At 68.1% G+C, this 26,729-nt stretch carries 26 protein-coding genes; 9 read left to right on the top strand and 17 right to left on the bottom strand.

What is annotated here, in order from left to right:
• The first annotated feature begins 13 nt into the window (after nucleotides 1-13).
• Nucleotides 14-736: a DUF899 family protein gene (locus ACFCV3_RS05245; protein WP_376026262.1), complete on the top strand. Its 723-nt coding sequence runs from the start codon at nucleotides 14-16 to the stop codon at nucleotides 734-736.
• 162 nt (nucleotides 737-898) lie between these two features.
• Here the strand turns inward: ACFCV3_RS05245 and ACFCV3_RS05250 are convergent, their stop codons facing one another.
• Nucleotides 899-1,666: a DUF1206 domain-containing protein gene (locus ACFCV3_RS05250; protein WP_376026264.1), complete on the bottom strand. Its 768-nt coding sequence runs from the start codon at nucleotides 1,664-1,666 to the stop codon at nucleotides 899-901.
• Between the two features lie 27 nt (nucleotides 1,667-1,693).
• Nucleotides 1,694-2,683: a stage II sporulation protein M gene (locus tag ACFCV3_RS05255; protein WP_376026265.1), complete on the bottom strand. Its 990-nt coding sequence runs from the start codon at nucleotides 2,681-2,683 to the stop codon at nucleotides 1,694-1,696.
• An 80-nt stretch (nucleotides 2,684-2,763) separates the two neighbouring features.
• Between ACFCV3_RS05255 and ACFCV3_RS05260 the strand changes: the two genes are divergently transcribed.
• The 3 genes from ACFCV3_RS05260 (at nucleotide 2,764) to ACFCV3_RS05270 (ending at nucleotide 5,240) form a co-directional block, all read left to right on the top strand.
• The gene (locus ACFCV3_RS05260; protein WP_376026267.1) at nucleotides 2,764-3,732 is read left to right on the top strand and encodes an RDD family protein; all 969 of its coding nucleotides are present in this window, start codon (nucleotides 2,764-2,766) and stop codon (nucleotides 3,730-3,732) included.
• 81 nt (nucleotides 3,733-3,813) lie between these two features.
• A complete protein-coding gene (locus ACFCV3_RS05265) occupies nucleotides 3,814-4,563 on the top strand; it encodes a class I SAM-dependent methyltransferase (RefSeq protein ID WP_376026269.1) in 750 nt (249 codons plus the stop codon).
• Between the two features lie 56 nt (nucleotides 4,564-4,619).
• On the top strand, nucleotides 4,620-5,240 hold the full coding sequence (locus tag ACFCV3_RS05270; RefSeq protein WP_376026271.1) for a hypothetical protein: 621 nt from the start codon (nucleotides 4,620-4,622) through the stop codon (nucleotides 5,238-5,240).
• Nucleotides 5,241-5,289: 49 nt separating this feature from the next.
• Here ACFCV3_RS05270 and ahcY read toward each other — a convergent pair whose 3' ends face one another.
• The gene (gene ahcY, locus ACFCV3_RS05275) at nucleotides 5,290-6,726 is read right to left on the bottom strand and encodes an adenosylhomocysteinase (protein WP_376026273.1); all 1,437 of its coding nucleotides are present in this window, start codon (nucleotides 6,724-6,726) and stop codon (nucleotides 5,290-5,292) included.
• Between the two features lie 122 nt (nucleotides 6,727-6,848).
• On the opposite strand from ahcY, the gene ACFCV3_RS05280 reads away from it, so the two are divergent.
• Nucleotides 6,849-7,208, top strand: coding sequence for a MerR family transcriptional regulator (locus ACFCV3_RS05280; RefSeq protein WP_376026275.1), 360 nt, complete (start codon nucleotides 6,849-6,851; stop codon nucleotides 7,206-7,208).
• Nucleotides 7,209-7,316: 108 nt separating this feature from the next.
• Here the strand turns inward: ACFCV3_RS05280 and ACFCV3_RS05285 are convergent, their stop codons facing one another.
• The 8 genes from ACFCV3_RS05285 to ACFCV3_RS05320 all read right to left on the bottom strand — a co-directional run bounded on the left by ACFCV3_RS05285 (nucleotide 7,317) and on the right by ACFCV3_RS05320 (nucleotide 14,679).
• Nucleotides 7,317-8,276, bottom strand: a complete 960-nt coding sequence (locus ACFCV3_RS05285) for a cation diffusion facilitator family transporter (protein ID WP_376026276.1) — start codon at nucleotides 8,274-8,276, stop codon at nucleotides 7,317-7,319.
• 27 nt (nucleotides 8,277-8,303) lie between these two features.
• Complete coding sequence (manA, locus tag ACFCV3_RS05290; protein WP_376026277.1) at nucleotides 8,304-9,461, bottom strand: mannose-6-phosphate isomerase, class I; 1,158 nt, start codon at nucleotides 9,459-9,461, stop codon at nucleotides 8,304-8,306.
• Nucleotides 9,455-10,531, bottom strand: a complete 1,077-nt coding sequence (locus tag ACFCV3_RS05295) for an SIS domain-containing protein (protein WP_376026278.1) — start codon at nucleotides 10,529-10,531, stop codon at nucleotides 9,455-9,457. The genes manA and ACFCV3_RS05295 overlap by 7 nt, the downstream gene beginning before the upstream one ends.
• A complete protein-coding gene (locus tag ACFCV3_RS05300) occupies nucleotides 10,528-10,734 on the bottom strand; it encodes a Trm112 family protein (RefSeq protein WP_132174184.1) in 207 nt (68 codons plus the stop codon). Before ACFCV3_RS05300 ends, ACFCV3_RS05295 begins: the two co-directional genes overlap by 4 nt.
• Complete coding sequence (locus tag ACFCV3_RS05305; RefSeq protein ID WP_376026280.1) at nucleotides 10,734-12,122, bottom strand: phosphomannomutase/phosphoglucomutase; 1,389 nt, start codon at nucleotides 12,120-12,122, stop codon at nucleotides 10,734-10,736. The genes ACFCV3_RS05300 and ACFCV3_RS05305 overlap by 1 nt, the downstream gene beginning before the upstream one ends.
• A gap of 37 nt (nucleotides 12,123-12,159) precedes the next feature.
• Nucleotides 12,160-12,903, bottom strand: a complete 744-nt coding sequence (locus ACFCV3_RS05310; protein WP_376026282.1) for a ThuA domain-containing protein — start codon at nucleotides 12,901-12,903, stop codon at nucleotides 12,160-12,162.
• Nucleotides 12,896-13,984, bottom strand: coding sequence for a Gfo/Idh/MocA family protein (locus ACFCV3_RS05315; RefSeq protein ID WP_376026284.1), 1,089 nt, complete (start codon nucleotides 13,982-13,984; stop codon nucleotides 12,896-12,898). The genes ACFCV3_RS05310 and ACFCV3_RS05315 overlap by 8 nt, the downstream gene beginning before the upstream one ends.
• A 248-nt stretch (nucleotides 13,985-14,232) precedes the next feature.
• Nucleotides 14,233-14,679: a metallopeptidase family protein gene (locus tag ACFCV3_RS05320; protein WP_376026285.1), complete on the bottom strand. Its 447-nt coding sequence runs from the start codon at nucleotides 14,677-14,679 to the stop codon at nucleotides 14,233-14,235.
• A gap of 31 nt (nucleotides 14,680-14,710) precedes the next feature.
• On the opposite strand from ACFCV3_RS05320, the gene ACFCV3_RS05325 reads away from it, so the two are divergent.
• Nucleotides 14,711-15,082 (top strand): DUF3499 domain-containing protein, encoded by a 372-nt coding sequence (locus ACFCV3_RS05325; RefSeq protein ID WP_376026286.1) that lies wholly within the window; start codon nucleotides 14,711-14,713, stop codon nucleotides 15,080-15,082.
• A 4-nt stretch (nucleotides 15,083-15,086) separates the two neighbouring features.
• Here ACFCV3_RS05325 and ACFCV3_RS05330 read toward each other — a convergent pair whose 3' ends face one another.
• The 4 genes from ACFCV3_RS05330 to ACFCV3_RS05345 all read right to left on the bottom strand — a co-directional run bounded on the left by ACFCV3_RS05330 (nucleotide 15,087) and on the right by ACFCV3_RS05345 (nucleotide 21,445).
• A complete protein-coding gene (locus tag ACFCV3_RS05330; protein WP_376026287.1) occupies nucleotides 15,087-16,562 on the bottom strand; it encodes a DUF5719 family protein in 1,476 nt (491 codons plus the stop codon).
• Nucleotides 16,559-19,471, bottom strand: coding sequence for a glycosyltransferase (locus ACFCV3_RS05335; protein WP_376026288.1), 2,913 nt, complete (start codon nucleotides 19,469-19,471; stop codon nucleotides 16,559-16,561). Before ACFCV3_RS05335 ends, ACFCV3_RS05330 begins: the two co-directional genes overlap by 4 nt.
• A 168-nt stretch (nucleotides 19,472-19,639) precedes the next feature.
• Nucleotides 19,640-19,891 (bottom strand): WhiB family transcriptional regulator, encoded by a 252-nt coding sequence (locus ACFCV3_RS05340; RefSeq protein WP_203589828.1) that lies wholly within the window; start codon nucleotides 19,889-19,891, stop codon nucleotides 19,640-19,642.
• A 333-nt stretch (nucleotides 19,892-20,224) separates the two neighbouring features.
• Nucleotides 20,225-21,445 (bottom strand): hypothetical protein, encoded by a 1,221-nt coding sequence (locus ACFCV3_RS05345; protein ID WP_376026290.1) that lies wholly within the window; start codon nucleotides 21,443-21,445, stop codon nucleotides 20,225-20,227.
• A 114-nt stretch (nucleotides 21,446-21,559) separates the two neighbouring features.
• Here ACFCV3_RS05345 and cofD point away from each other — a divergent pair, with 114 nt between their 5' ends.
• From cofD to ACFCV3_RS05360, 3 genes are all read left to right on the top strand, one after another.
• The gene (gene cofD, locus ACFCV3_RS05350; RefSeq protein WP_376026291.1) at nucleotides 21,560-22,537 is read left to right on the top strand and encodes a 2-phospho-L-lactate transferase; all 978 of its coding nucleotides are present in this window, start codon (nucleotides 21,560-21,562) and stop codon (nucleotides 22,535-22,537) included.
• Nucleotides 22,534-23,505 (top strand): coenzyme F420-0:L-glutamate ligase, encoded by a 972-nt coding sequence (locus tag ACFCV3_RS05355; RefSeq protein WP_376026293.1) that lies wholly within the window; start codon nucleotides 22,534-22,536, stop codon nucleotides 23,503-23,505. The genes cofD and ACFCV3_RS05355 overlap by 4 nt, the downstream gene beginning before the upstream one ends.
• 86 nt (nucleotides 23,506-23,591) lie before the next feature.
• Entirely contained in the window at nucleotides 23,592-24,311 is a 720-nt protein-coding gene (locus ACFCV3_RS05360; RefSeq protein WP_376026294.1) for a DUF3105 domain-containing protein, read from the top strand.
• Between the two features lie 87 nt (nucleotides 24,312-24,398).
• On the opposite strand, the gene ACFCV3_RS05365 is transcribed toward ACFCV3_RS05360, so the two are convergent.
• Together ACFCV3_RS05365 and ACFCV3_RS05370 are read right to left on the bottom strand one after the other, a co-directional pair.
• Nucleotides 24,399-25,496, bottom strand: a complete 1,098-nt coding sequence (locus ACFCV3_RS05365) for a mannose-1-phosphate guanylyltransferase (protein ID WP_376026295.1) — start codon at nucleotides 25,494-25,496, stop codon at nucleotides 24,399-24,401.
• An 11-nt stretch (nucleotides 25,497-25,507) separates the two neighbouring features.
• Nucleotides 25,508-26,575: an NAD(+)/NADH kinase gene (locus ACFCV3_RS05370; RefSeq protein ID WP_376026297.1), complete on the bottom strand. Its 1,068-nt coding sequence runs from the start codon at nucleotides 26,573-26,575 to the stop codon at nucleotides 25,508-25,510.
• Between the last annotated feature and the right edge of the window lie 154 nt (nucleotides 26,576-26,729).

The raw sequence follows: 26,729 nt of genomic DNA on the forward strand, positions 1-26,729 counted from the left end.
AGAGGAGATCGTCATGAGTGACGCACTACCGACGGTGACTGATCGGGCGGCGTTTCAGGCTGAACTGGATGAGCTGCGGGTGCGGGAGAAGGCGCTGACGCGGGAGGCGGATGCGATTGCGGCGGCTCGGCGGCGGTTGCCGATGGTTGAGGTGGATGCCGGGCTCACGGTGACCGGGGAGAACGGGCCGGTGACTTTGCTGGAGGCGTTCGAAGGGCGTCGGCAGCTGATCGCGTACTACTTCATGTGGCACGACGGGCATCCGGCGGCTGAGCAGTGTGAGGGGTGCACGTGGTGCAACGGGGCGGTGGGCGAACTCTCCTACCTGCACTCGCGCGACATCACGTACGCCGTGTTCTGCCAGGGCCCGTACGACGAGAGCCGGCGGTACCGGGACTTCATGGGCTGGACGATGCCGTGGTACTCGGCGGCCGACTCCCGCGAAAAACTCCTGGAAGGCCGGAAGGTCGGGCAGATGTACTTGGTCTGCTACCTGCGGGACGGCGACCGGGTGTTCGAGACGTACTGGACGACGATGCGTGGCGTCGAGGTGATGGACAACAGCTACCACCTGATGGACCTCACTGCGTACGGGCGCCAGGAGGACCACGAGGACTCACCCGCGGGCTGGCCGCAGAAGTGGTCATGGTCGAAGGTCGAGCACATCCTGGGGGCGAACGGCCGTCCGATCGCCCAGTGGTCACGCATCGAGGCCGGGCGATCGGACCAGCTCTAGGGCGTGTCTCTTGAGTCCGCGCCGTAGCGAGCATGTGCTCGGTGCGGTAGCTCGGTGTGCTGGAGGGGAGGCCTCGATGTTTTTCCATCGTGGTCTTTCCTCCAGTGCGGCGAGGTGCCGTGCCGAGTGCAGCGCAGTAGGCGTGGGCTTAAGAGACACGCCCTAGACCTTTGCGTTGCGGGACCAGACGAAGCAGTAGGCACCGAAGGCGGCGATGCCGAGGGCCAGGACGGTGAGCAGCACCGAGCCGAAGGGTTGCTGGTTGATCGTGTGCAGGGCGAAGTCGAGTCCGCCGGCCTTGTCGGGTTCGTAGCTGATCGCGGCCCAGCCGAAGAGCACGCCGACGACGACGAACGCGACGCCCTTGGCGGCGTACCCGATGCGGCCGAGCAGGATGGTCGTGTCGGAGACGCCGCCGACCAGGTCCTCGGTGAACTTCTTCGTGTACGCCTTGTACAGCTGGCGGATGCCGATCGCGATGACGGCCAGCCCGATCGCGACCAGTAGTGCCCGGCCGGCGCCGTGCTCCATCAGGCGGGCGGTCAGCGTCTTCTGCTGGTTGCTGCCCGAACTCCCCGCGCCGGTGGCGACCTTCACCGCATTGATACCGAGGACGAGGTAGACCACAGCGCGGCCGACCGACGACAACCGCTTCTCGGTATCGAGGTCGCCGTACGCGAGGTCGAGGACGCGCCAGCCGACCAGCGCGAACAGGCCGATCGCGACGATCCAGAGCAGGACGCCGCCGAGTGGCTTACCCGCGAGTTCCTGCAACGCGCCTTGCTCGGATGCCTCTTGCGACGACTGTCCCCAGGCCAGCTGCAGGGCGATCCACGCGATCAGCAGGTAGACGACGCCGTATGCGATCAGGCCGACCGTGACGGCGGTGGCGTACCACTTGCTGTGTCTGACTTCCTGGGCGGATCTCATCTTGATCCTGTGCCCATCGACAAACGACTACGTGGCAATTGGAGCAGCGGCGTCGACCTCTTCGACGTCGCCGGACTCGCCGAGCCGGGCGGCCCGGCGGCCGAAGATGAAGACGTAGAGGAAGAAGCCGATCTCGGCCAGGATGCCGATACTGATCCGCACCGGACCAGGCATGAACGGCGTCACGAACGCCTCGATCACGCCGGTGAGTAACAGGATCGCGGCCAGTCCGATCGCCATTCCGATCGTGGCGCGGCCGGTCTGCGCGAGGGCCTGCATCCGGGTTCGAGCACCGGGCACGATCCACGACCACCCGAGGCGCAATCCGGCGGCGGACGCGATGAAGACCGCGGTGAGTTCGAGCAAACCGTGCGGGGTGATCAGGCTGAAGAACAGGCCGCCCTTGTCGTGGCCGATCATCAGCCCGGCGCTGATTCCGAGGTTGAGCGCGTTGTCCCAAAGGATGAAGACCGAGGGGATCAGCAGAACACCCAGTGCGAGTACGGCGGCGCTCAGCGTGGCGTTGTTCAGCCACACACGCAGGGCGAAGTCCTGGGCCGGGTTCTCGGAGTAGTACGCCTCGAAGTCGTGGTCGACCAGCTGCTGGATCTGAGCCGGCGCAGCGATCGAGTCGATCACCTCGGGGTGCGCGAGGATTCGCCACGCGGACCAGGCCGCGACCAGGTAGAAGAGCAGGCCGATGGTCAGCCACCAGCGTCTGGAGACGTAGAGGGCGGCTGGGAAGCTCACCAGGAAGTACCTGGAGATGTCTCGCCAGACAGGCGCCTGTGCCCCAGTGACAGCACCCCGGGCGTCAGCAATGAGTCCGGAGAGCCGTCCGATCGACACTGGGTCCGCACCGGCTGCTCTGAGCGCGGAGAGGTGCGTGCCGACCCGCTGGTAGAGCGTGACGAGCTCCTCCGCCTCAGCACCGGTCAGACGCCGCTGCCGACGGGTCAGATAGGCCAGACGGTCCCACTGCGGCTGGTGCACCGAAACGAACGCCTCGACGTCCACAACACACCTCCTCCCCAGACTGGCTCCTTGCGCTGGCAGACTAGCCCGACCGGGTGTCTACAGAGGAGGGGGGCGGCAGCGTGTCTCAGTTGGTCACCGGCGAGGCGGTCGTCCTCCAGGTGCGGATCGCCCGGATGCCGACGCGGGCGCTGGCCTGCGCGATCGACGTGATCATCCAGATGATGGTGCTGAGCGGTCTGATCGGATTGCTGTTCGGATTCCTGATCGGCGAGCAGGCGAGTGAGGCACTGGCGATCGCGCTGGTGACGATCGTCGTACTGCTCGTGGTGGTCGGCTACCGCCTCGTGATGGAGACGCTCACCCGCGGGCGGACGATCGGCAAGCTCGTGCTCGGGCTCAAGGTGGTGCGGGACGACGGGTCGTCGATCCGGTTCCGGCACGCGCTGGTGCGGACGCTGATGTGGTTCTTCGTCGACTTCGCACCGTGGTTCGCGGCCAGCCCGGGCATCGTGGCGAGCCTGATGAACAAGCAGGGCAAGCGGATCGGCGACATGGTCGCCGGCACCGTGGTGATCCGCGAACGGCACCAGGCGATGGCGTCCCCGCCGCTGTTCGTGCCGGCGCATCTCGTGACGTGGGCGCAGTCGCTCGAGCTCTCCCAGCTCCCCGACGAGCTCGCGAACACCGCCCGCGACTACCTGGCCCGCTTCACCGAACTGCAGCCCGCCGCGCGTGCCGCCCTCGGCGAAACCCTCGGCCACCGCGTCGCCCAGCTCACCGCCCCCGCACCGCCCACCCCGATGATCGCCCCGGCCTTCCTGTCCGCCGTCCTGGCCGAACGCCGCCGCCGCGAGCTCATCCGCCTGGCCGTCATCCGCCCGGTCACCACCGGCCCATTCGGCCCGGCGCCGACCACGAACCAGTACGCCGTACCGGCCGGACCGTTCGCCCCACCCAGCCCGTACGGCGTCCTTCCGCCTGAGCCCGTGCCTACCTTCGCCCCGCCTCCACCGGCTCACGAACCCACCCCGGCCACCCACAACGCCCAGGGCTGGGCCACTCCGGGGAGCAACCAGTCCGGCTGGTGACCACGAGTTTTGGGCCGCCCACCGCCGAATAGTGATCTCCGCTCGCCCAGGCCCTGCGAAAGCGTGGCTATTCTTGCGACCATGTCGCATTTGGTGGAGTGGGATGCATGGTCGGCGCGGTGGGATGCCCAGCAGGCGGGCTACCTGCCGGATCGGGAGCAGCAGTTCGCGCTGATGCTGACGGTGGTGGAGCGGGTGGTGGGATCCCCTGGACGATTCGTCGACCTGGCGTGTGGACCTGGCGCGATCTCGGCCCGGGCGATCGCGCGGTTCCCCGAGGCCGAGGTGATCGGGGTCGATCTGGATCCGTTCCTGCTGGAGATGGCGCGGCAGACGGTCGCCGGAGCGCGGTTCGCGGCGGCGGATCTGCGCGAGCCCGGCTGGGACGACGTACTGGGTGATGCTCCGGTCGACGCGGTGTGCTCGGCGACCGCGTTGCACTACCTCGCACCGACCGAGCTCGCCGAGGTGGCGCAGGTCCTGGCCCGCCGCATCCGGCCGGGCGGGGTGTTCCTGAACGCCGACACGATGCTGCTCGGCCCGAGCGAGGTGCCGCGGCTGGATGCCATCGCCGTTCAGTTACGTGACGAGATCTGGTCCGCGTCACATGCCTCCGGCATCGAGGACTGGCAGGGCTGGTGGACCGCAGCCGGCGAGGAGCCCGCGTTCGCCGAGCTGCTCGCGCAACGGGCCCAACTCGTCATCAATCGGCCGAAGTCCCGCGAGATCACCCTCACCGACACCCTCGAGTCCTTCCGCAAGGCCGGCTTCGCCGAGGTCGCCGTACTGGGCCAGGTCGCAGACAAACACCTCTTCGCCGCCATCCGCTGAGGCAGCTTGCTGCCAGCCGCCCGGAGCTCCCTGTGGCAGCGCCTAGCGTTGCCGGCATGAGTCTGAGCTTGGAGGTTTTCGCCGCTCAACCGGACAGGTTGCAGCGGGCCATCGGCTCACGGGACGCGCGGCTCCTCCACGGAGTCAGGACGACGTTCGCCGGGCAATGGGCGCATGACGACGACTACTGGGCGGAGGAGATCGCCGCCGGGGCACCAACCAGCAGCTCGGCTGTGCGCGCCGTACTCGGCGGTGGTCCGTTCGACGAGCGGTACGGCCACCTGTACGGATCGGCGTTCAAGAACATCTGCTGGTTCCTGTTCACCGATTACGAACTGAGCGACGAGTACTTCAGTGGCTTCCGCAGTGGGTGGCTCGTCGAGGTCGACAAAGGGCTGCGGCAACTCGGGATCACCACACCCCAGCTGGACGATCTCGTCTTCAGCGGAATGCCGGACCCGCTACCTCACTCCGAAGGCATCGGGTACGGCGCGTGGGACACCGCTACCTGCCGGGCCGGGTTGGCGGAGTGGCAGGCGTCGTCGGCACAGCAACGGGCGGAGCTGCACCCCGAAGTGCTCGGCGCCGTCGAGAACTGTGTCGAGTGGATGACCGAGGCGGTCCTGCTCAGCGACCAGACCCCGGAGGAGTTCGGGGTCGTCGCCTTCCTTGTCTGACAACGCAGAAGCGCCCCACCAGCACGGTGGGGCGCCTGCCTGCGATTGCTCAGTAGCGGTAGTGCTCGCTCTTGTACGGGCCTTCGACCGGTACGCCGAGGTAGGCGGACTGCTCCTTGGTGAGCTCGGTGAGCTTCACGCCGAGCGCTTCGAGGTGCAGCCGGGCGACCATCTCGTCGAGGTGCTTGGGGAGCACGTAGACCTCGGTCGGGTAGTCGGCGGTCCGGACGAAGAGCTCGATCTGCGCCAGCACCTGGTTGGTGAACGAGTTCGACATCACGAACGACGGGTGCCCGGTCGCGTTGCCCAGGTTCAGCAGGCGGCCCTCGGACAGCACGATGATGGTGTGACCGTCGGGGAACCGGAACTCGTCGACCTGCGGCTTGATGTTCGTCCGCACGACACCGTCGGTCTTGTACAGGCCGGCCATGTCGATCTCGTTGTCGAAGTGGCCGATGTTGCCGACGATCGCCTGGTGCTTCATCTGCGCCATGTGGTCGGCGGTGATGACGTCCTTGTTGCCGGTGGTGGTGACGAAGATGTCGGCGATCCCGACGACCTCGTCGAGCGTGGTGACCTGGTAGCCGTCCATCGCCGCCTGCAGCGCGCAGATCGGGTCGATCTCGGTCACGATGACGCGGGCGCCCTGACCACGCAGCGACTCCGCGCAGCCCTTGCCGACGTCGCCGTACCCGGCCACGACCGCGACCTTGCCGCCGATCAGGACGTCGGTGGCCCGGTTGATCCCGTCGATCAGCGAGTGCCGGCAGCCGTACTTGTTGTCGAACTTCGACTTGGTGACCGAGTCGTTGACGTTGATCGCCGGGAACAGCAGCGCGCCGGCCTTGTGCATCTCGTAGAGCCGGTGCACACCGGTGGTGGTCTCCTCGGTGACACCCTTGATGCCCTGGCCGATACCGGTCCACAGCAGAGGGTTCTCCTGCAATGTCCGGGTCAGCAGCTTAAGTACAACGGCGTACTCCTCGGAGTCCGCGGTCGACGGGTCCGGGACGGCGCCGGCCTTCTCGAACTCGGTGCCCTTGTGGACGAGCATGGTGGCGTCACCACCATCGTCGAGGATCATGTTCGGACCCTCGGCGCCCGGCCACTTCAGCGCCTGCTCGGTGCACCACCAGTACTCTTCGAGCGTCTCGCCCTTCCAGGCGAAGACCGGTACGCCGGTGGGGTTGTCGACCGAGCCGTCCGGCCCGACGACGATCGCCGCGGCGGCGTGGTCCTGGGTCGAGAAGATGTTGCAGGACACCCAGCGGACCTCGGCACCGAGCGCGGTCAGCGTCTCGATCAGCACCGCGGTCTGGATCGTCATGTGCAGCGAGCCCATGATCCGTGCACCGGCCAGCGGCTTGCTCTCGCCGTACTGGGCGCGCATCGCCATCAGACCGGGCATCTCGTGCTCGGCCAGCCGGATCTCCTTGCGGCCGAACTCGGCCAGCCCGAGGTCCGCCACCTTGTAGTCGAACGTCATCCTGCTCCCCTGAAGCTCTTGGTGAGTGCTACCTAAGTTGCTTGCCTGAGCCTAGAGGGCCGAGCACCGGGGTTTGATCGCCTGACGGGCGTTTTTGACACCGAAATGTCAGGATTGGCGTCATGCGCATCACCGAAGCAGCGAAACGCCTGGGCACGACCCCCCGGATGCTGCGCTACCGGGAGGCACTCGGCCTGCTCCCGCACTCCCGCCCAGGCCAAACCGCCCAGCGCCAGTACGACGACCGCGACCTCGCCGCCGTCCAGCTCGCCCTCGACCTGGAACGCCGGTACGACGTCACTCCCGCCGCCCTGGCCTTCGCCCTCCGAGCCCTCGCCGAACCCTCGGTGGCCGCCGACCTCCGCAACCTCGGCTACCGCACCGGCCGCCTGACGACTCCACCCACCCAGTCCCAAATAGACCGCGAACGAGCCCTCCACTGGCTAGGCCGCTCCGGCGTCCTCCCACCCCGCCCCCGCTGACCCCATTTCGCTGGCTAGGCACGCAAATTGGGGGTTCTGCACTCTTAACCACGGTGCGGAACCCCCAACCTCGGTGCCTAGGCAGCCAAATCGGCGCGGGCGGAGGGGCTAGTGGGAAGGGGCTTCGGGGACGGCGGGGCGCTCGTCGGGGGTGTGGTTCTCGTTGTAGATGTCGGGTTCCAGGTAGATGTGGATCGCCATTGGTTCGGCGGCTCGGATGGCGCGTTCGGCGGTGTCGATGGTTTCGGCGATGGTGGCGCTGTCGGCGGCCGAATCGACGGCGAGTTTGGCGGCGACCAGGATCTCCTCGGGACCGAGGTGCAGGGTCTTGATGTGGATCAGGCGCTGGACGCCGACCGTGTTCTCGATGGCCTCGACGATCTTCTGCTGCGACTCGCGGGTCGCGGACTCACCGAGCAGCAGCGACTTCATCTCGATCGCCAGGAAGATCGCGACGACCACCAGCAGTACGCCGATCGCCATCGAGCCGAGACCGTCGAAGATGCCGTTGCCGGTGACCAGGGTCAGCACGACACCGATGAGCGCGAGCACCAGACCGGTGAGCGCGGCGAAGTCCTCGAGCAGGATGACCGGGAGCTCGGGCGAGCGGGCGTTGCGGATGAACTTGCCCCACCCGACGTTTCCGCGGACCTTGTTCGACTCGACGATCGCGGTCCGGAACGACAGCGTCTCCATGATGATCGCGGCCACCAGCACCACGACCGGGACCCACTTCCAGTTGTCGATCCCGTGCGGGTCGTGGATCTTGTGCCAGCCCTCGTAGAGCGCGAACAGACCACCGACGCTGAACAGCACGATCGCCACGATGAACGAGTAGACGTACCGCTCCCGGCCGAAGCCGAACTGGTGCAGCTCGTTGGCCTCGCGCTTGGCGCGCTTGCTGCCGACCAGCAGCAGCACCTGGTTGCCGGCATCGGCGACCGAGTGGATCGCCTCGGCCAGCATCGACGCCGACTGGGTCAACCCCCAGGCCGCAAACTTGGTGAGCGCGATCCCGGTGTTCGCCAGCAGGGCCGCGACCACGGCCTTGTTTCCGCCACCAGCCATGGTTGTTCAGGTCCTCCGTGAGAAAAATCAGGATGTGGACACGACGAACGCCGTGCCGGAACCACGCAGGTTACAGGGTCCCTCGGGTCCACCCGCGAACGCGGACTGCCCGGCGGACAACGTCACACCGCCATAGGTGCCCCCGGCACCGACTTCGACCGTTCCGTCCACACAACAGACGATCCGCGGCCCGGTCCCGGTGACCGTTCGTTCACCGCCATCAAGATCAACCCGCTGGACGGCGAAGTACTCGCACCCGGTCTCGTAGACCCCGTCGGTCGCGGTCAGCACCGGGTCGGTCAGCGGCTCGAAGTCGACGACGGACACCAGCTCCGGGACGTCGACGTACTTGCTCGTCAGCCCACCCCGCAGCACGTTGTCCGAGTTCGCCATCACCTCGAACCCAAGCCCGTGCAGATACGCATGCACGTTCCCAGCAGGCAGATACACGGCCTCGAACCGCTCCAGCCGAACCCGGTTCAGCAGCAGTGCCGCCAGTACGCCGGGATCGTCGGGGAAGTCCGCGCACAACCGCGCCAGCGTCTCGATCTCAAGCCGGTACGCCGAACCGGCGTACTGCGCGCATGCCTCGCCCAACGCAGACACGAGCGGCCGGATCCTATCCCGGTCGTTGCTCATGAAGTCGGTGAAGGCTTCCTGCAGCTTGCCGTCCCGCAGTTGCGAGGTCAGCCCCTCGAAGCCGACCGGCGCCAACGACTCGAGCAGCGCAACCGTCGACGCCAGCGGCCGGAACCCGACCAGCGCGTCGAACGGCTCCAGAGCAATGAGGATCTCCGGCTTCGGCCACGCGTCCTTGTAGTTGCGATCCGCGGCATCCCGCGGAATCCCGGCCGCCTCGTCCCGCGCATACCCGTCGATCGCCTGCTCCCGCGAGGGGTGCGCCTGGATCGACAACGGCTGCCCCGCCGCCAGCAGCTTGGCCAGGAACGGGAACCGCCCCTCGAACCGCTCGGCCGTCTCCACACCCAGTACGTCGGATGCGCCGGCCGCGACCACGTCGTACAGGGAGTCGCCTGAGGGCAGGACGGACGGCGCCGACTCGTGGGCGCCCATCCACATCTCCGCCTGCGGCTTGCCGTCCGGCTCCACACCGAGCAACTGCGGCAGAGCGGTCGGCGATCCCCACGCGTAGTCGCGGATGGTGTTCTGGAGCCGGACTACCACGCTGGGTCCTCCGACGGGATGCCCGGCTCGGCCGGTGCGTCGTCGGCCGGGGTCCCGTAGCGGCCCAGCCCAATACCCAGGTACGCCGCGGCATACCGGCCCTGCTGGGTCAGAGCGGCGTACCGGGCGATGTCCGTCCCGTCAGCCTGCTTGACGACGTGCACGCGCACCTCGTGCCGCTCGGCCTTGAGCGCCAGCTTGTTGCGAGTCTCGATGACCGAGTCGTCGGCCAGACCGTCGTCCAGGATGATCAGTGCGGGCCGCAGCTCGTCGCCCTGGTCGAACGGGTCGGCGAACAGGTCCCGCGGCGGCTGGTTGAGCACCGGCAACAGGTGACCGGCATCAGCGGCCAGCGCCGGTCGGCCACTGGCCAGCCGTAGCGCCTCGACAACCCGCCGCGCAGCACGGGCAGCCAGCACCGAGCCACCCCACACCAGCGGCAGCGAGTCGGCCAGCACGAGCGCGAACTCCTTGCCCGGGTTGGACGACACGTCGTTGTTCGGCGAGCAGCTGATCGCCACGTCGTCGAGCATCGCCGCCACGGACTTGGCGTCCACAACCGGCCCGAGCTCCATCTGGTGCAGCCCCTGCAGTACGGCGACCGCTGCGGCGAGCTGGTCATCGGACTGCGACGGCAGCCGGATCGCGTGGCGCAGACCGGCTGATGCGATCGCCACAGGCGAGTCCTCGGGCGCGGCGACCATCAGACCGCAACCGCGGCGCGCAGCCTCGGCAGCGGCCGACACAGCGTCGTTGTCCTCGGACTGTCCGCCCAGCACAATCACCAGGTCCAGCGGACCGGCCCACCCGGGCAGACCCGGTCCAGGCCACGCAACGAACGGCACCGGGCAGACCGGCTCCAGAACAGCGCGGACAAGCCGAGCGTCCCGACCGGCCGCCACAATGGCGCGCGGCCGGAAGCCGTCGGAGGTCAGCGAGGACAGTACGTCGTCCGCCGCCTCCAGCTCGGCCCGCACGCGCGCACCGGCCATGGCCAGCCGCCGCAGCAAGTGATCGGCCGCCCGCAGCGCGGCAGGGTCATCCAGACGAGAGTCGTCAAAGGCCGTCATGCCTGGTCCGCAGTCTCCTCGGTGCGGGTGTCCCGGGCCTCGTCGATCAGCAGCACCGGGATGTCATCGCGCACCGGGTACGCCAGCGCGCAGCCGGTGTTGGTGCAGACCAGTTCGTTCGCCTCGTCGTCCACCCGGAACTCCGAGCGGCACTTCGGGCAGACCAGGATGCTCAGCAGGTCCGGGTCCAGATTGACTGCCATCAGTTTTCCCCATTCGCAAGCGTGCCGGTGATCAGCGCCAGCACTTCGTCACGGACGCGCTCCATGGTGGCGCGGTCCGCCGCTTCGACGTTCAACCGCAGCAACGGCTCGGTGTTCGAGACCCGGACGTTGAACCACCACTGTGGCGCGGACACGGTCAGACCGTCCAGATGATCGACCGTGATGCCGTCCTGGCCGCCGTACGTGTCCTCGATCGCGGTGACCGTCGCCGCCGCGTCGTCGACCTTGTTGTTCAGCTCGCCGGACGCGACATAGCGCTCGTACACGGCGAACAGCTCGCTGGCCGGCTTGTCCTGCTCACCCAGCGCGGCCAGCACGTGCAGTGCGGCCAGCATGCCGGTGTCGGCCCGCCAGAAGTCCCGGAAGTAGTAGTGCGCCGAGTGCTCGCCACCGAACACCGCATCGGTCTCGGCCATCTTCTGCTTGATGTTGGAGTGCCCGACCCGCGTCCGCACCGGGACGCCGCCGTGCTCGGCGACAAGCTCCGGCACCGCCTTGGAGGTGATCAGGTTGTAGAGGATCGTCGCGCCAGGGTGCTTGGCCAGCTCCCGTACGGCGACAGCTCCGGTGATCGCACTCGGCGAGATCGGGTCGCCCTTCTCGTCGATCACGAAGCAGCGGTCCGCGTCACCGTCGAACGCGAGCCCGAGATCGGCCCCGACCTCGACGACCTTGGCCTGCAGGTCGACCAGGTTCTTCGGGTCGAGCGGGTTCGCCTCGTGGTTCGGGAAGCTGCCGTCGAGCTCGAAGTACATCGGGATGATCTCGACCGGGCCGGTCGCGAACACGGCCGGCACGGTGTGCCCGCCCATCCCGTTCCCGGCGTCGACGACCACGCGCAGCGGCCGGATCTTCGACAGGTCGACCAGGTCGTGCAGATGATCGGCGTACGCGGTGAGCAGGTCCTTCTCGCGGATCGTGCCCGGTACGGCGTTCGCCACCGGGCCGTCGACGAGTGCCTTCTCGACCAGGTCGGCGATGTCCCGCAGCCCGGAGTCCGCACCGACCGGCGCGGCGCCGGCGCGGCACATCTTGATGCCGTTGTACTGCGCCGGGTTGTGGCTCGCGGTGAACATCGCACCCGGCAGGTCCAGCCGGCCGGAGGCGAAGTACAACTGGTCGGTCGAAGCGAGACCGACCATGATCACGTCGGCGCCGGTGCTGGCGACGCCCTCCGCGAAGGCAGCCGCCAGTGCCGGGCTGGACGGCCGCATGTCGTACCCGACCACGACCGCCCCGGGACCCGCGAGCACGTCCAGGACCTCGACGAACGCAGCCCCGGTCGCCCGGGCCACCGACTCGTCGAACTGGTCCGGCACGACGCCGCGAACGTCGTACGCCTTGAAGATCGCCGCAACGTCAACCATGCGTGGACCCTATCCGGCCCAGTGTAAAAGCTGTATTTCAGCCCTTGTCGAACCAACCAGTGGCGCCTCGATGGTGCACCTCAGGCAACTGCCGCGGTACGACGGGAGCCGCCCACCCGACCGCGTTCGCGATCACCTGCTGGACGTCGGAGTTGTGATACGTCGGGAACTCCTGATCGCCCGGGCGGAAGTAGAACACCCGGCCCTGACCACGACGGTAGGTGCAGCCGGACCGGAACACCTCGCCACCGGTGAACGAGCTGATGAAGACCAGTTCGTCCGGCTGCGGGATGTCGAACAGCTCGCCGTACATCTCCTCGCGCTCGATCACCAGCGGATGCGGGATCCCGCGCGCGATCGGGTGGCCGGGGGCGACCGTCCAGATCAGCTCGCGGTCGTTCTCCGCGCGCCAGTCCAGCGAGCAGGTGGTACCCATCAGCTTGATGAAGATCTTGCTGAAGTGCGCGGAGTGCAGCGCGATCAGGCCCATCCCGGACAGCACGTGCTTCTGCACCCGCTCGACGATCGCGTCGTCGACCTGATCGTGGGCCGCGTGCCCCCACCAGGTGAGTACGTCGGTCTCGGCCAGCACCTCCTCGGTCAGACCGTGCTCGTCCTGCTGCAGCCACGCCGTACGGACGACGACGTCCTGGCCGAGCTTCGCCCGCAACGCCGATGCGATCGTCTCGTGCATGGTGTCCGGGTAGATCTTGCGGACGGTCTCGTCGCGACCCTCGTGGACGTTCTCGCCCCAGACGGTGACGCGAATGGGATCAGTCATGCAGCACTACCTCTCGTCCTGCCTTCGCCGAGGCGTAGCAGGCGTCGATGACCTCGGTCCGGAGAAGAGCCTCCGACCCGTTCTGCCCTTCCCAGTCGCCGCTCTGGACGATCCGGACGAACTCCCGCACCACAGCGCGGTGGCCGAGCCCCGGACCGGTCGCGGGCCGCACCTCGGCCGGGATACCGGCGACGTCGGTGTAGATCCGCAGCGTGTCGTCGTTCGTGTAGTTCTGGACGTCGATCTTCGCACCGCCCTCGGTACCGAACAGTTCGATGCCGAAGTTGTCACCCGGCGCCCGGTAGGTGGCCCAGCTGGTCTCCAGCTGCAGTGCGCCACCACCTTCGAGCCGCAGGTACGCCGTCGCCAGGTCCTCGACCTCGAACTTCGAACCGAGCGTGTCGACGACCGGTCGCTCCACACTGTGCACGCTGCCCCGGCCGCGCGGGCCGAGCTCGGCGAAGGTGTTCGCCGACACCGTGGTCACCTGCGGCTCGCCAAGCAGGTGCAAGGCCATATCGAGGATGTGGACGCCGAGGTCGATCAGCGGGCCGCCGCCGGACAGTTCCCTGTTGGTGAACCAGCCACCCATCCCGGGGATGCCGTTGCGGCGCATCCAGTGCGCCTTGGCGTAGTAGATGCGGCCGAGCTGGCCCTCGTCGATCTGATGCTTCAGCGCGATGACGTCACCGCGCTCACGGTGGTTGAAGACAACCTTGAGCACCCGGCCGGCCTTCTTCGAGGCCTCGACCATCGCAGTACCCTCGGCCACGGTCCTGGCCAGCGGCTTCTCCGACAGCACGTGCAGCCCCTTCTCCAGCGCGGCCAGCGCGATCGGGGCGTGCAACTGCGTCGGCGTACCGATGCTGACCGCGTCCAGGCCTTCGGTCTGGAGCAGGTCCTCCCACTTCTCGTACAGATGCGGTACGCCGTGTTTCTCACCCAGGCTGGTCAGCAGATCCTTCTCCAGCCCGGCCAGCGCGATCACCTCGACATCCGGCAGTTCGGAGAACGCCTCCAGCGCGGTGCGTCCCGCAAACCCCAGCCCAACCACTCCGACACGCAGCTTTTGATCGTTCACAGCAACGATCCTCCCCCGCAGGACTTGTCACGACAATCCGCTTCCCACACTACGGAACAACATCAAACACCTTCCCCCAATCTGTCGCACCTTCCCCGGCCCTTTACCTTCGCAACCACAAGAACGGATATCCCCCGGTGTTGACCCTTCTCCCCCCTTTGTGAGGCCGGAGAAGGGGCAACACGAGCGGATATCCGTTCGTGTGCGTGGGGCAGGGATGGGCGGGAGGAGGGGGCGGCGCGGGAGGGTCAGTCTTCGTCGGTGTCGAACTCCGGGTCGATCTGTTCTGGGGAGAGGGCCAGTACGTCGGCCAGCTCGAGCACCAGCGCGGAGCGGACCAGCCAGGACAGGGCGGCGCCGGAGCGTTCGGCGCGGAGCTCGATCGGGCGGCGGAAGACGACGATCCGGTACGGCTCGTGCGACGTACCGCCGGTGGCGTGGGTGAGCGGGATCTCGGTCGCGTCGAGCTCGAGCGTCGGCACGTCCTCGATGGCGAACTCGACCCGGGCGACGACCTGCGGCAGCCGCTTCTCCAGCCGCGTCACCTCGATCGCGACCACCTCGTCGAACTGGGCCGCGGCCGAGCGTTGCAGCGGCAGCCCGCGCGGCGCGAAGGAGCTCGGCCGGCTGATCGGGCCGAGCATGCCGCGCCCATGGCGGTCGATGTGCCTGCGATGACGGCGAGCCTCGGTCACGCGCTCAGCCTAGTGGGGGTAACGTCTTGTCGTGAGCATCGCCAGGATCTGTTCGCGCGCCGCCTGTCATTCGCCGGCCGTTTCGACGCTCACCTACGTCTATGCCGACTCGACCTGTGTGATCGGTCCACTCGCGACGTACGCCGAGCCGCACTGCTACGACCTCTGTGCCGACCACGCCGACCGGCTGACCGCTCCGAACGGCTGGGAGGTCATCCGGCTCGCTCCGGACCCGGCCGCTGCCGGACCGTCGACGGACGACCTCGAAGCACTGGCCAACGCGGTCCGCGAGGCCGCCCGCCCGCTGCCCCGCCGCGAACCAGGCGCCGACATGCCGGGCGCGCCGGTCGAGGTGACCCGCCGTGGTCACCTGCGGATGCTGCGCGACCCCGACGGCAACTGACCTCTTAGCGCAGAGCCGCTCGTACGTCGGGCTGCGCGCCCAGCTGGGCCCGGAACACCAGTGACGTGGTCAGCGGCCACGCTGCGACCTGCGGCGTGGCATTGCCCTTGGCTGCAGGCATCAGCGTGACACCGGCGACGACCGTCCCGCGGGTCTGCTCCACCGTCAGGTACGTCGGCCCGGTCTGCGGCTTGAACGCGATCTGAGTCGTCGAACCGGCGATCACGTCGACCGCGCGGCTCTGCAGCGACTTGCCTGCCGCATCCCGCAGGTCGATCTTCACACTCGATGCCTTGCCCGGAGCCGTCACCTGCAGGATGGCCGGCTGCGCATGCGCCGGCAGCACCAGGTACGCCGGTCCGGTCAGTCCCTCGGTCGCAGCGATCGAAGCGAAGTCCGAGCCACTCTTGTCGATCATCCGCAGCGAGGCAGTCACCGGCTGGTCCGACACCAGGCTGATGCCACTGGCATCGCCATGCAGCACCTTGGTCAGGTCGATCGTGCTCACCGCACCCGCGGGCAGCCGAACCGTCTCCAGCCCGGCTGGTTTGAACGGGCCGTTCGGACCGTTCACCGTCAGGCTGATCGTGGCCTGCAGGTCCGACGGGTTCGCCAGCACCAGCTTCCGCTGTCCGGGGCCGGGCGCCGCGGCCGGCACGTACACCTTGGTCGACGGTGGGACGGCGGGGCCGATCCAGTCGACCCCGGCCGGCGTCTTGTCGGCCTTGGTCGCGTAGTCGCGCAGTGCCGGAGCCACCCGGCCACCGGTCGACACGATGTGCAGCGCAAGGTCCTTCTGGCTGCGGGCGACCTGATCGAGGAACAGCTCGTACGTCGAGCGCGCCGGGATCACGAGTCCGCGGGCGGACGGCACATCCAGCTGGCCCTTGTTCGAGTAGATCGTCACGTTCACTGCGGCGTTGATGCTGTCCAGGTTGGTCAGCGTGAGCACGTCCCGGCGATCGGGAGCCGTGGACGCACCGACGAACCAGAAATCGGAGCCGGGCAGCTGGCACGGCGCACTGGCCATTCCGCTGTTCACACCGCTGGTGGCAATCGTCGTACTGGTCCCTACTGCACCTGCGGCGAGCGGACCGGTGCCGCGGATCGACAGGACCTGCGGCTTGGGGGCCGCGGGGCTCGAGCCGATCTTGCCGCGGACCAGCAGCGAGCCGAGCGGATCGGCAGTGGTGGCCAGCGGCGAGATCGACAGCGGGGACTCATCGCCCTTGGCGACCGGTGTGCCCGCGGGCAGGGCCGGCGCCACGCCACTCACCACACTGGTCTGCTTGCCACCCGCTGCCGGCGCCGGACAGGCCAGCGCGGTCCGGTTGACGATGGATCGGGTCGGGGCCTGCGCGGCCTGCGGCTCGACGTTGGGCTGCTTCGGCTTGGTGACGACGGCCAGCCCGCCGACCACGGCGATCGCCAGCACACACGCTCCGAGCCGGATGCGCGGATCCGACAGCACGCTGCTCATCGGTCCCTCCTGGCGTGGGTGCCATGCGGTACGGCGACCGTCCGGCGGACTGTCGGCAGGCAGAAGATCAGCGCGATGATCCACGCGATCAGGCCGAGGATGCGCCACAGGTTGTGGGTCACCTCGCCCAGCGGCGACTTGCCCTCACCGTTCGACCGGTCCACCAACCAGGAGGCGTCGCCCTCGTTGGCGCTGGCTCGGGTGAGGCCCGGCAGCGAGTCGAGTGTCGACTGCAAGGTCGGATCCACCGGTGCGGGCAGATAGACGTAGTCGACGGCCAGGGCAGCCAGCTGACGTCCTTCTTCACCGGAACCACCGCCACCCAGCGTCGACAGTACGTCGGTGATCGGCTTGACCTGCTCGGGCTTCGGAGCCGCCTCCACGGAACCCATCCGCGGACCGCCGTCCTTGACCAGCGAATACCGCATCGGGCTGCCTGGAGCCTTGCGGACAACCAGAATCGAATCGTTCGTCGGTGGACCCTGCGCCGAGATCAGGTACGCCGGGAGGTCCTGCGCCGATCCCCGCCACAGCGGTCCGTCCACACCACGCACCAGCCAGAAGCCGGCTGTCACGATCGTCGTCACCAGCACAACGCCCAGCACACCCTGGATGAGAACGTCACTGGTCTTCCCAACCGAGTCCCAGGCCACAGTGACCGCAATGACCCAGCCTGCGGTCATCAGGAACATCAGCGGACCGCTTCCGCCGCCCAGCCGGCTCGACACGAGTGTGCCGATCAGTCCGACCAGCGCGACGAACCAGCCGAGCAGCTCGTACCGCTGCCGCGACTCGCGCAGCAAACTGACCAGAGCCACCAGGATCAGCGGTATGGCGAACCACCAGGGCGTGGGGCCACCAACCGGCGTACCGGTCAGGAGATGCGGCAGGCTGTCACCCGGCCCGACCGCAGTGGTCGGCCGACCACCCGCCTCTTGCCCCAGCAACGACGGGTGCAGCACCAGCTGGATCGTCCACGGCAGCACCAGGACGAGGCCGAGCACCACGGAGAAGACCAGCTGCCGGCCTTGCCGGCGCCAGCCGAGGCCCAGCACACCACCGACGGCCAGAGTGACCGCGACGATCAGGCCGATCGCCGGAGTGAACGCGAACAGGATCGCCTGGCAGATACCGGCGAACCATGCGGCCCGCCAACTGCCCTGGATGACCACGCGACGCCGGCGCGCCACGGTGTGGACAGCAGCACCGAGCAGGGGCAGCATGATCGCCGCCACCACCGTCCCGATCCGGCCCTGCGTGATCGCGCCGTTCGTAAAGACTGCAATGCCGTACGCCGATGCGCCCCACGCGCGGGCACCCCGGTCGACGATGAACGCCCGTAGCAAGGCCCACGCGGCCAGTGCAGCCAGTGGGATCGCACCGAGCAGCAGAACGTTCGTTGCTCCCGACGGCCCGAACATGACCGCGGAGAGAGCCCAGAACTGCCCCAGCCACGCAGGTGGTGTCACGCCGGTCGGTGCGGACGCGGCTGCATGCCAGAGCGCCGCCAGATTCTCGTGCGCGGGCAGCAGCAGGTTGGAGCGCAGCACACCGCTACCGATCAGGCTGCGCGCGGCGATGAACGTGCCGAGTGCCAGCACCACCCACGCGACCAGGAACGGCCGCCGCATCAGCTGCCGACGCCAGCGCGGCTGGTCGACGGCTACCCGGGCTGTGGTCTTCGCACGACGCGCAGTGGTGACCACCTGCTCTTCCGGCTCGTCCGCCCAGGCTTCGCGGATCCGCTCGGAGATGGTGCTGGTGGTCTCCTCCAGGTTGTGCCGCAATGCGTGCACCGACCGGGAGAACAGTCCCTTGATGTCGTCGTACGGGACCTTGTCGAGATTGCGGCGGTCCTTGCGGGCCTGCGTCCAGCCACCGGCCAGCAGCGTGCCGAGCAGTGCCGTCCACTCGTCGACCGCACCGGACGGCGTCTTGCCGATCAGGAACCAGACCGACCGCAGGATCGTGCCGAGCAGGAACCTGAGGATCAGGATCGACAACAGCTTGCCAGGAGCGTTCGCCAGGACGGTGTAGTACGCATGGGCGCGGTCGAGCTGGTACGCGTGCCGGCGGGTGCCGGCCAGTGCCCGCTCACCGGTCGCCGCGGCCTGCGCGTGGTAGACCACCGCATCCGGCGCCACGCCGACCTGGAAACCGGCGCGGCTCGCGCGCCAGCCGAAGTCGATGTCGTCGCGGAACATCGGCAGCCGTGGGTCGAAACCCTTCAGCGATTCCCAGACGTCGCGACGGACCAGCATGCCGGCCGAGCTGACCGCCAGCACGTTCCGCGGCTGGTCGTGCTGGCCCTGGTCGAGCTCGCCGTTCTCGATACCGGTGTCGCGGCGGCCGCCCAGCGACGTGGTGACGCCGACCTCGAGCAGATCGCGGTCCCGCGGCCAGAGCCGCAGCTTCGGCCCCCAGATGCCCACTTCCGGTGCGATGGTGGCCTGGAGCAACAACTTCTCCAGCGCCTTGGGTGCGGGCGCGCAGTCGTCGTGGAGCAGCCAGAGCCACTCGACCACCGGCATGTGCCCGTCGTCGCCGTACGGCCCGTACGGCGAGGGGATCGGCGCGAACCCGACTGTCTCGACGCCACGGGCCACCGCCGTACCGAAACCCGTCCGGGCGGAGACGCTGACCACGGGCTCGACACCTGGCATCGAGGCGAGCAGCTCGGCGGTCTCGTCGGTGGATCCGGTGTCGACCGCGATCAGCCGGTCGGGGCGCGGGTTGAGTGCCCACAGCGCCTCGGACAGTCGCGGCAGCCAGGCCGCACCCTCGTGGCCGACCACCACCGCGGTCACGACGTGCCGGACCCGCGGGCGACCCATCGGGTCGTCGATGTGATCGGTCGGGAAGTCGACAGAGTCGAAGAACTCCCAGCCGGCCGGAGCTTCTTGTTCCATGCGGAGCTGTGACACCTCAATGGGTACGGACGGTCTGGGTCACCATACAGCCGCCGAGGTGACGGTCCGAAAAGCGTCCGGAACGCCGCGGGCCCCGGTGACAGGTGGTCCCCCGGGGCCTCGCGGAAAGTTCGTCTGAAGTTGTCTACTGACCTGGCGTGATGACCGTCAGACGGCCTTCTTCTTCAGCTTGCGGCGCTCCCGCTCCGACAGACCGCCCCAGATTCCGAAGCGCTCATCGTTGTGGAGTGCGTACTCCAGGCACTCACCACGGACGTCACACCCGAGACAGACCTTCTTCGCCTCGCGGGTGGAACCGCCCTTCTCCGGGAAGAAAGCCTCTGGATCGGTCTGGGCACACAGCGCCCGTTCCTGCCAGTTCGGCTCCTCCTCGATCGCCTCACCGTCGACAATCGCCAGTAGCTCTGTCACGGTACGACCTCCTCGACCCTGTTCGTTCCCCTGTACATGTGAGTTTGCGGTTCACATGCCTGACCTCGACCGTCCTGCACTCTGCAAAACGGTCCCCGATACCGAGTGTCAACGAACGACACGGTTGAAATTACATTCCTGCAATCCACGAAAGTCAAGCCGTGGTCTGCTATTGGCATCATCCGCAACATGGCTGCAAAACAACGAGAGGCCTGTGTACACAGGCCTCTCGTGTTCATGTGCTACGGCTGGAAACTGCATGAAGTTGTTTTGTCAACAGTTTCTGGTAAGGGCTTACAGCCTTACGGGGCAGGCGTCCGGTCAGGACGGCTGCGACCACCAGCCCTGCTGACCCTGCCCTGGCTGCTGGCCCTGGTCGTCCTTCTCGGTCTCGGAAACCCGCGGGTCCACCCGGGTTTCGTCGGCAGCCGGCTCGGCGGCCGGTGCCGGCTCCGCGGCCTCCGGCGTGGCAGCCGGGGCCTCCTCGGCGGGCCAGGACTGCTCACCGGACTGCCAGGTCTGCTGAGCCTCCGGCTGCGCCTGCTCGGCCTGACCGGACTGCGACGGCCACTCCTGCTGCGGGTAGTCCTGGCCGGACCACTGCTGCTGGCTGCCGTCACTCCACTGTGATCCCTGGCCCTGCTCCTGCGGCCACTGGGTTCCTTGGGCTTCCTGGCCGCCGTAGTGCTGCTGGCCTTCCGAGCTCCACTGCTGGGTCGGCTCGGTGCCCGGCTGGGCACCAGCAGACCAGGCCTGCTCGGCCGGAGCGTGCTGCTGAGCCTCTGCCTCGCCGGCGGACCAGGCCTGCTGCTGCTCGCCCTGGTTCCAGCCCTGCTCCTGCGGCCACTGCTGGTCGCCCTGAGCCGCTGCGTAACCGCCTGCGGCACCAGCGGCCGCACCTGCACCGGCTGCCGCGCCATAACCGCCGTACTGGCTCTGCTGGCCCTGCTCGAACTGGCCGCCCTGCTGCGGGTACTGACCCTGCTGGCCCGGCTGGCCGTACTGGCCACCCTGCTGACCGTACTGGCCACCCTGCTGCTGGCCGTACTGGTTGCCGTACTGCCCCTGGGGTGCGAACTGACCCGGCTTCGGCGCACGCACCGCGGCCGGCAGCCCCTGGAAGGTGTTGAAGATGTAGTAACCGACAGCGCCGTACAGAGCCAGGCCGGCCAGCGACGAGATGAACGTGGCTGTCAGCAGGCCGCCGGAGCCGTTGGCCCCGAAGACGGAGAACGTCGCGATCAGCCCGACCAGTACGGCGACACCGGCGATCGCGAGGGCGGCGATCGTGACGAGCCGGGCGTTCGTCGTACGCTCACCCGCCTCGTTGACCAGCCACACCGATGCGGCCAGGCTGAGCAGCAGCAGGATGCCACTGACGTCGGACGGCGCGAGCCGGCTCTGCGCGCGGAGGGCGTTGGTCGCGAAGGTGCTGTCGCCGAAGAACAGCAGGACCAGGACCGCCAGCACGGAAAGGGCAGCGAAAGCGAGCAGAATGTACGCGACCGGCTCTCTGAGCTTCTTGGTTGCGTCGGTGACCACGAGGGCTCCTCGGGATGTTGGGGGCCGTACAACTGAGCTGTGCGGATGTTCGGACCCACCGCAGCATAGTCGTGCGGTGGCTCGGCGCATTGACGACTCGTGCAGACTCTTCCCATGCGATTGACAGTGCTGGCCGGCGGCGTCGGTGGATCCACCTTCATCCGCGGGCTACTGAAGGCCCGCCCGGACGCCGAGATCACCGTGGTGGGGAACACCGCCGACGACATCACCCTCTTCGGTCTGCGCGTCTGCCCGGACCTGGACACGGTGATGTACACGCTCGGCGGCGGCATCTCGAAGGAGCGCGGCTGGGGCCGTGAGGACGAGACCTGGGTGATCAAGGAGGAGCTCGCCGAGTACGGCGTGGAGCCGACCTGGTTCGGGCTCGGGGACCGGGACGTGGCCACGCACCTGGTCCGGACCCAGATGCTGGACGCCGGCTACGGCCTGACCGCGGTCACCGAGGCGCTGTGCCAGCGGTGGAAGCTGCCGGTCCGGCTGCTGCCGATGAGCGACGACCGGGTCGAGACCCACGTCGTCGTGGACGACCCGGAGCAGCCCGGCAAGCGCAAGGCCATCCACTTCCAGGAGTACTGGGTGCGCTGGCACGCCGAGGTCACCGCCCACCAGATCGTCGCGGTCGGCCAGGACAAGGCCAAGCCCGCGCCCGGCGTACTGGAGGCCATCGCGGACGCCGACGTGGTGCTGATCCCGCCGTCCAACCCGGTGGTCTCGGTCGGCACCATCCTCGGCGTACCGGGAATCCGCGACGCCGTCCGGGAGACCGCAGCCCCGGTGATCGGGCTGTCACCGATCATCGGCACCGGTCCGGTCCGCGGGATGGCCGACAAGGTACTGGCCGCGGTCGGGGTCGCGTCGACCGCCTCCGCGGTCGCCCGGTTCTACGGGTCGCGGACGTCGGGCGGCGTACTGGACGGCTGGCTGATCGACACCTCGGACTCGATCCAGGCCGACTCGATCGCCGGAGCCGGAATTCATGTGCAGGCGGTGCCGTTGTGGATGACGGACGAGACCACCACCGCCGCGATGGCCGATGCGGCTCTGAACCTCGCGGAGGCAGTACGGCGATGAGGAAACACCTGGAAGTCTTCCCGGTGACCGGACTACCGGAGGTGGCGGCCGGCGACGACCTGGCCGCGCTGATCGGGCCCGCGGACCTCCGCGACGGGGATGTCGTGTCGGTGACCTCCAAGATCATGAGCAAGGCCGAGGGCCGAATCACCTACGGCACCCGGCAGGAGGCGGTCGACGCCGAGCTGGTGCGGGTCGTGGCGCAGCGCGGCGAGACCCGGATCGTCCAGACCCGCCACGGCCTGGTGATGGCTGCTGCGGGCACGGACACCTCCAACACGGCCCCTGGGACAGTTCTGCTGCTACCGGTGGACCCAGACGCCTCTGCACGGGCGCTGCGGGAGGCTCTGAAAGCCCAGTACGACGTGAACGTCGGTGTGGTCGTCACAGACACGCTCGGGCGGCCATGGCGCAACGGACAGACCGATCTGGCCATCGGGGCGGCCGGAGTGCGCGTGGTGGAGGACCTCCGCGGTACGACGGACAGCCACGGCAATGTGCTCGCGGTGACCGAGCCGGCGCTGGCCGACGAGATCGCGAGCGCCAGTGAGCTGGTGAAGGGCAAGGCGGACGGGGTGCCGGTGGCGATCGTGCGTGGGCTGGCGGACGTCGTACTGCCGGTCGGAGAGCACGGTCCGGGCGCTCGGGCGCTGGTGCGGGACGCCGAGCACGACATGTTCAGTCTGGGCACGCGGGAGGCGGCGCGGGCCGCCGTACTGGAGCGTCAGGCGCCTACTGGGCCCCGTGAGGTCGATCCGGCGCTGTGGGACGGGCTGCTGACCGAGGTCGAGGACGTCCACCTGCAGGTGCTCGACAACGCGGTCACGGTCTTCGGTGAGGAGCCGGTGACGGTCGGTCTGATCGCGGAGCGGCTGGCAGTCCTGCTGCACGCCGAGGGGTACGGCGTGAGCGTGCGGACGGGCCCGGGGAGTGAGGCGACGGTCACGTTCGGCTCACGGTCCCGATAGATTTCTAGGCAACTTCTTAGCAACTCCTCGTACACTGCATCCGCACGGCGGCGCGATGGCCGCCCCGATCCGGGAAGACCAACACTGTGGGTAAAGCGTCATCGCAGAAGCAGGCACGCCGCGAGATGATCGAGAAGATGCAGCGCGACCAGGCCCGGTCCGACAAGAACCGGACCCTGCTGATCGTGGTCGCCTCGATCGTCGTCGGTCTGGCCATCATCGCCTACCCGGCGATCAAGCTGATCCAGGACTCGCGGACCAAGGGCCAGGACATCACCGCGTTCGGCGTCAGCGCGAGCGCCGCCTCGTGTGACACGCCCACGGAGGACAAGGCCGGCGGCACCATGGACCACAAGCCCGAGGGCACCGTGATCATGTACAACGAGTCGCCGCCGGTGTCCGGTCCGCACTACCCGGACTGGGCGCCGTTCGGGCGCAAGTTCTACACCCTGGCCGACCGCCCGAAGGTCCCGAACCTGGTCCACAACCTGGAGCACGGCTACACGATCCTCTGGTACAAGGACACCCTGCCCAAGGACCAGATCGACCAGATCGAGCAGATCTCCAAGGCCAAGCTCCCGGAGTCGACCCTCGGCAAGTTCATCGCGGCCCCCTTCAAGGCCGACGAAGGCAAGCCCTGGCCCGACGGCAAGAACCTCGCCTTCGCGCACTGGTCCGGTAACAAGGCCGGCGCCACCGAAGCCTTCGGCCACCGCCAGTTCTGCGGCTCCGTCAGCGGCGAAGCCCTCAAAACCTTCATGGACAAGTACCCGGCCACCGACGCCCAAGAGCCCAACGGCGGCTGACCACCCAGCGGGGGTCTTAACCCCAAGTGGGGGCTGTGAACAGGTTATTACTTGTTCACAGCCCCCACTTCTTGTTCAAGGCCCCGTTTACAGGTACTTGGTGGCGTGGTCGGACTGGACTTGGGCTACCAGGTCTTTGACTCGTTCGCCGTCGGACAGGGGGCAGACCATGGTGACGTCCTGGGTGTGGACGATGATGTGGCTGCGCAGGCCTACGGTGGCGATCAGGTGGTTGGGGTCGTCGGTGACGATGATGTTGTCGTGGGAGTCGAGCAGGCAGCTCAGGGTGGTGCCGTCGGTGCGGTTGCCGTTCGGGTCTTCCGCGTAGGTGCCGGCCAGGGCGGCCCAGGAGCCGACGTCGAGCCAGTGCACGGGCATCGGTACGACGACCACCTCGGCGTCGACCTTGCCCTGGGAGGCGGGCTCCATGACGGCGTAGTCCACGCTGATCTTGCGCAGGTTCGGGTAGATCCCGGCCAGCGTTCCCTCGCGCTCAGGCGTGTCCCACACGGACGCGACCTGACGCAGATTCGCAGCCGACTCCGGCAGCAGTTCGTCGAGCACGCTCAGCACGGTCTCGGCCCGCCACACGAACATCCCCGAGTTCCACCAGAACCGCCCGGTGGCCAGGTACTCCTCGGCCGTCGCCAGATCCGGCTTCTCGCGGAACCGGTCCACAACGAACGCCGCCGTACCCTCGATCGCCGTACCGCGCTCGATGTAGCCCAGACCGGTATGCGGGTGCGTCGGCTCGATCCCGAACGTCACCAGCGCCCGCGGCCGCTGCTCCACGACCGCGAACCCAGCCTCGATCGCCGCCCGGAACTCGTCCTCCGGGCTGATCAGGTGGTCCGACCCGACGAACGCGACGACCGCGTCCGGATCGTTCCGCGCAACAACAGCCGACGCGAGACCCACCGCGTTCGCGGTGTCCCGGCGGGCCGGCTCGCCGATGATGGCGTGCGGGCCGAGCTCCGGAAGCTCCTTGCGGACAACGTCTGCGTACGCACCGACCGTGCACACGTAGATGTTCTCCGGCTCGACGAGTCCTTGCAGCCGGTTGTACGCCACCCGCAGCAGCGACTCACCAGCCGCCAACGGCAGCACCTGCTTCGGCCTGTCGTCCCTGGACATCGGCCACAGCCGCGTCCCCGAGCCCCCGGCCAGGATCACCACGTTTCGCATGAGGAGAGACCCTACCGGGCCTCGGAAGCAGGTGGTGGCAACCGCAGGTGCGCGAGGTCCGGCGGTACCGGCGAATCCCCGGGCAGGAAGAACGCATCCGACTCGCCGTCCACCCCGGTCGCGGGCGCGTCGGTCAGCCGGAAGCGATCCCGCAGCCGCCCGTAGAAGTCGGTCGGCCGCAACCGCACCAGCCGAAGCGGACGCGCCGACCCGTACACCCCGATCCAGTCCCCCGGATCCAGTACGCCGCGCAGCTGCCCGTCGATGCTCACCGCAGCCTGCCCCGAATGCGGCAGCACCCGCAGCGCGATCGGCTCATCCGGAGCAGCGATCACACTCCGGTTGAACGTCATATGCGGCGCCACCGGTGTGAACACGATCGCGTTCGTATTAGGCGACAAGATCGGCCCACCGGCCGCAAAGCTATATGCCGTCGAACCGGTCGGCGTCGCCACGATCACCGCATCCGCCGAGTACGACGCCAGCAGCCGCCCGGCCAGGTACACCCCGAGGGCCACCTGGTGATCCCGCGCAAGCTTCTCCAGTACGACGTCGTTCAGCGCCGTCACGTCGAGCGCGAGCCCCCACCCGTTCCCCTCCGTGCTCTCCGGCCGAACCGCCGGCGGCGGCAACGCAGGACCGTGCCCGTACCGCAGCAGCGACTCGATCCCGTCCGGAATCTCCAGCGCCCGCGAAGCCCGCATCGTGAGCGTCATCCGCTCCTCGATCGTCGCCCCACCGTGATGCACCGCCTCGAGCGCCGCCTCCACGTCCTTACACGCAACCTCGGTCAGAAACCCGACCTTCCCGAGATCCACCCCCAGTACGGCGGCATCGTTCTTCGCCGCGATCCGCGCACCCCGCAGGAACGTCCCGTCCCCACCCAGCGTCACCACCAAATCCGGGTCCCCCGCATGATGCAGCTCAGCCATCCCACTCCGCCGGCCCTCGTGGTCCTTCCACACGTCGATATCGGTACACCCGATCCCGTGCTTGTCCGCCCAGGCCCGCACCGTCCCTGCCGTCCGGACGGCCACCTCCCGCCCCTCGTGAACCACAAGCCCGATCCGCTCAACCACGCCAACCCCTCCTCAGCCAAGTCCCCCCACCGTAACCGCCCCTCGACCAGCACCACCGGCCGTGCAGCACCCCACCATCTGGTGGGTGAACCCACCGGATAGGACCTTCCCCCACCAAATTCCGGGGTGGGAACCTCCCCTTTGGTGGGTGCAC

Source organism: Kribbella sp. NPDC056345 (genome assembly GCF_042262745.1).
Lineage (GTDB): Bacteria > Actinomycetota > Actinomycetes > Propionibacteriales > Kribbellaceae > Kribbella.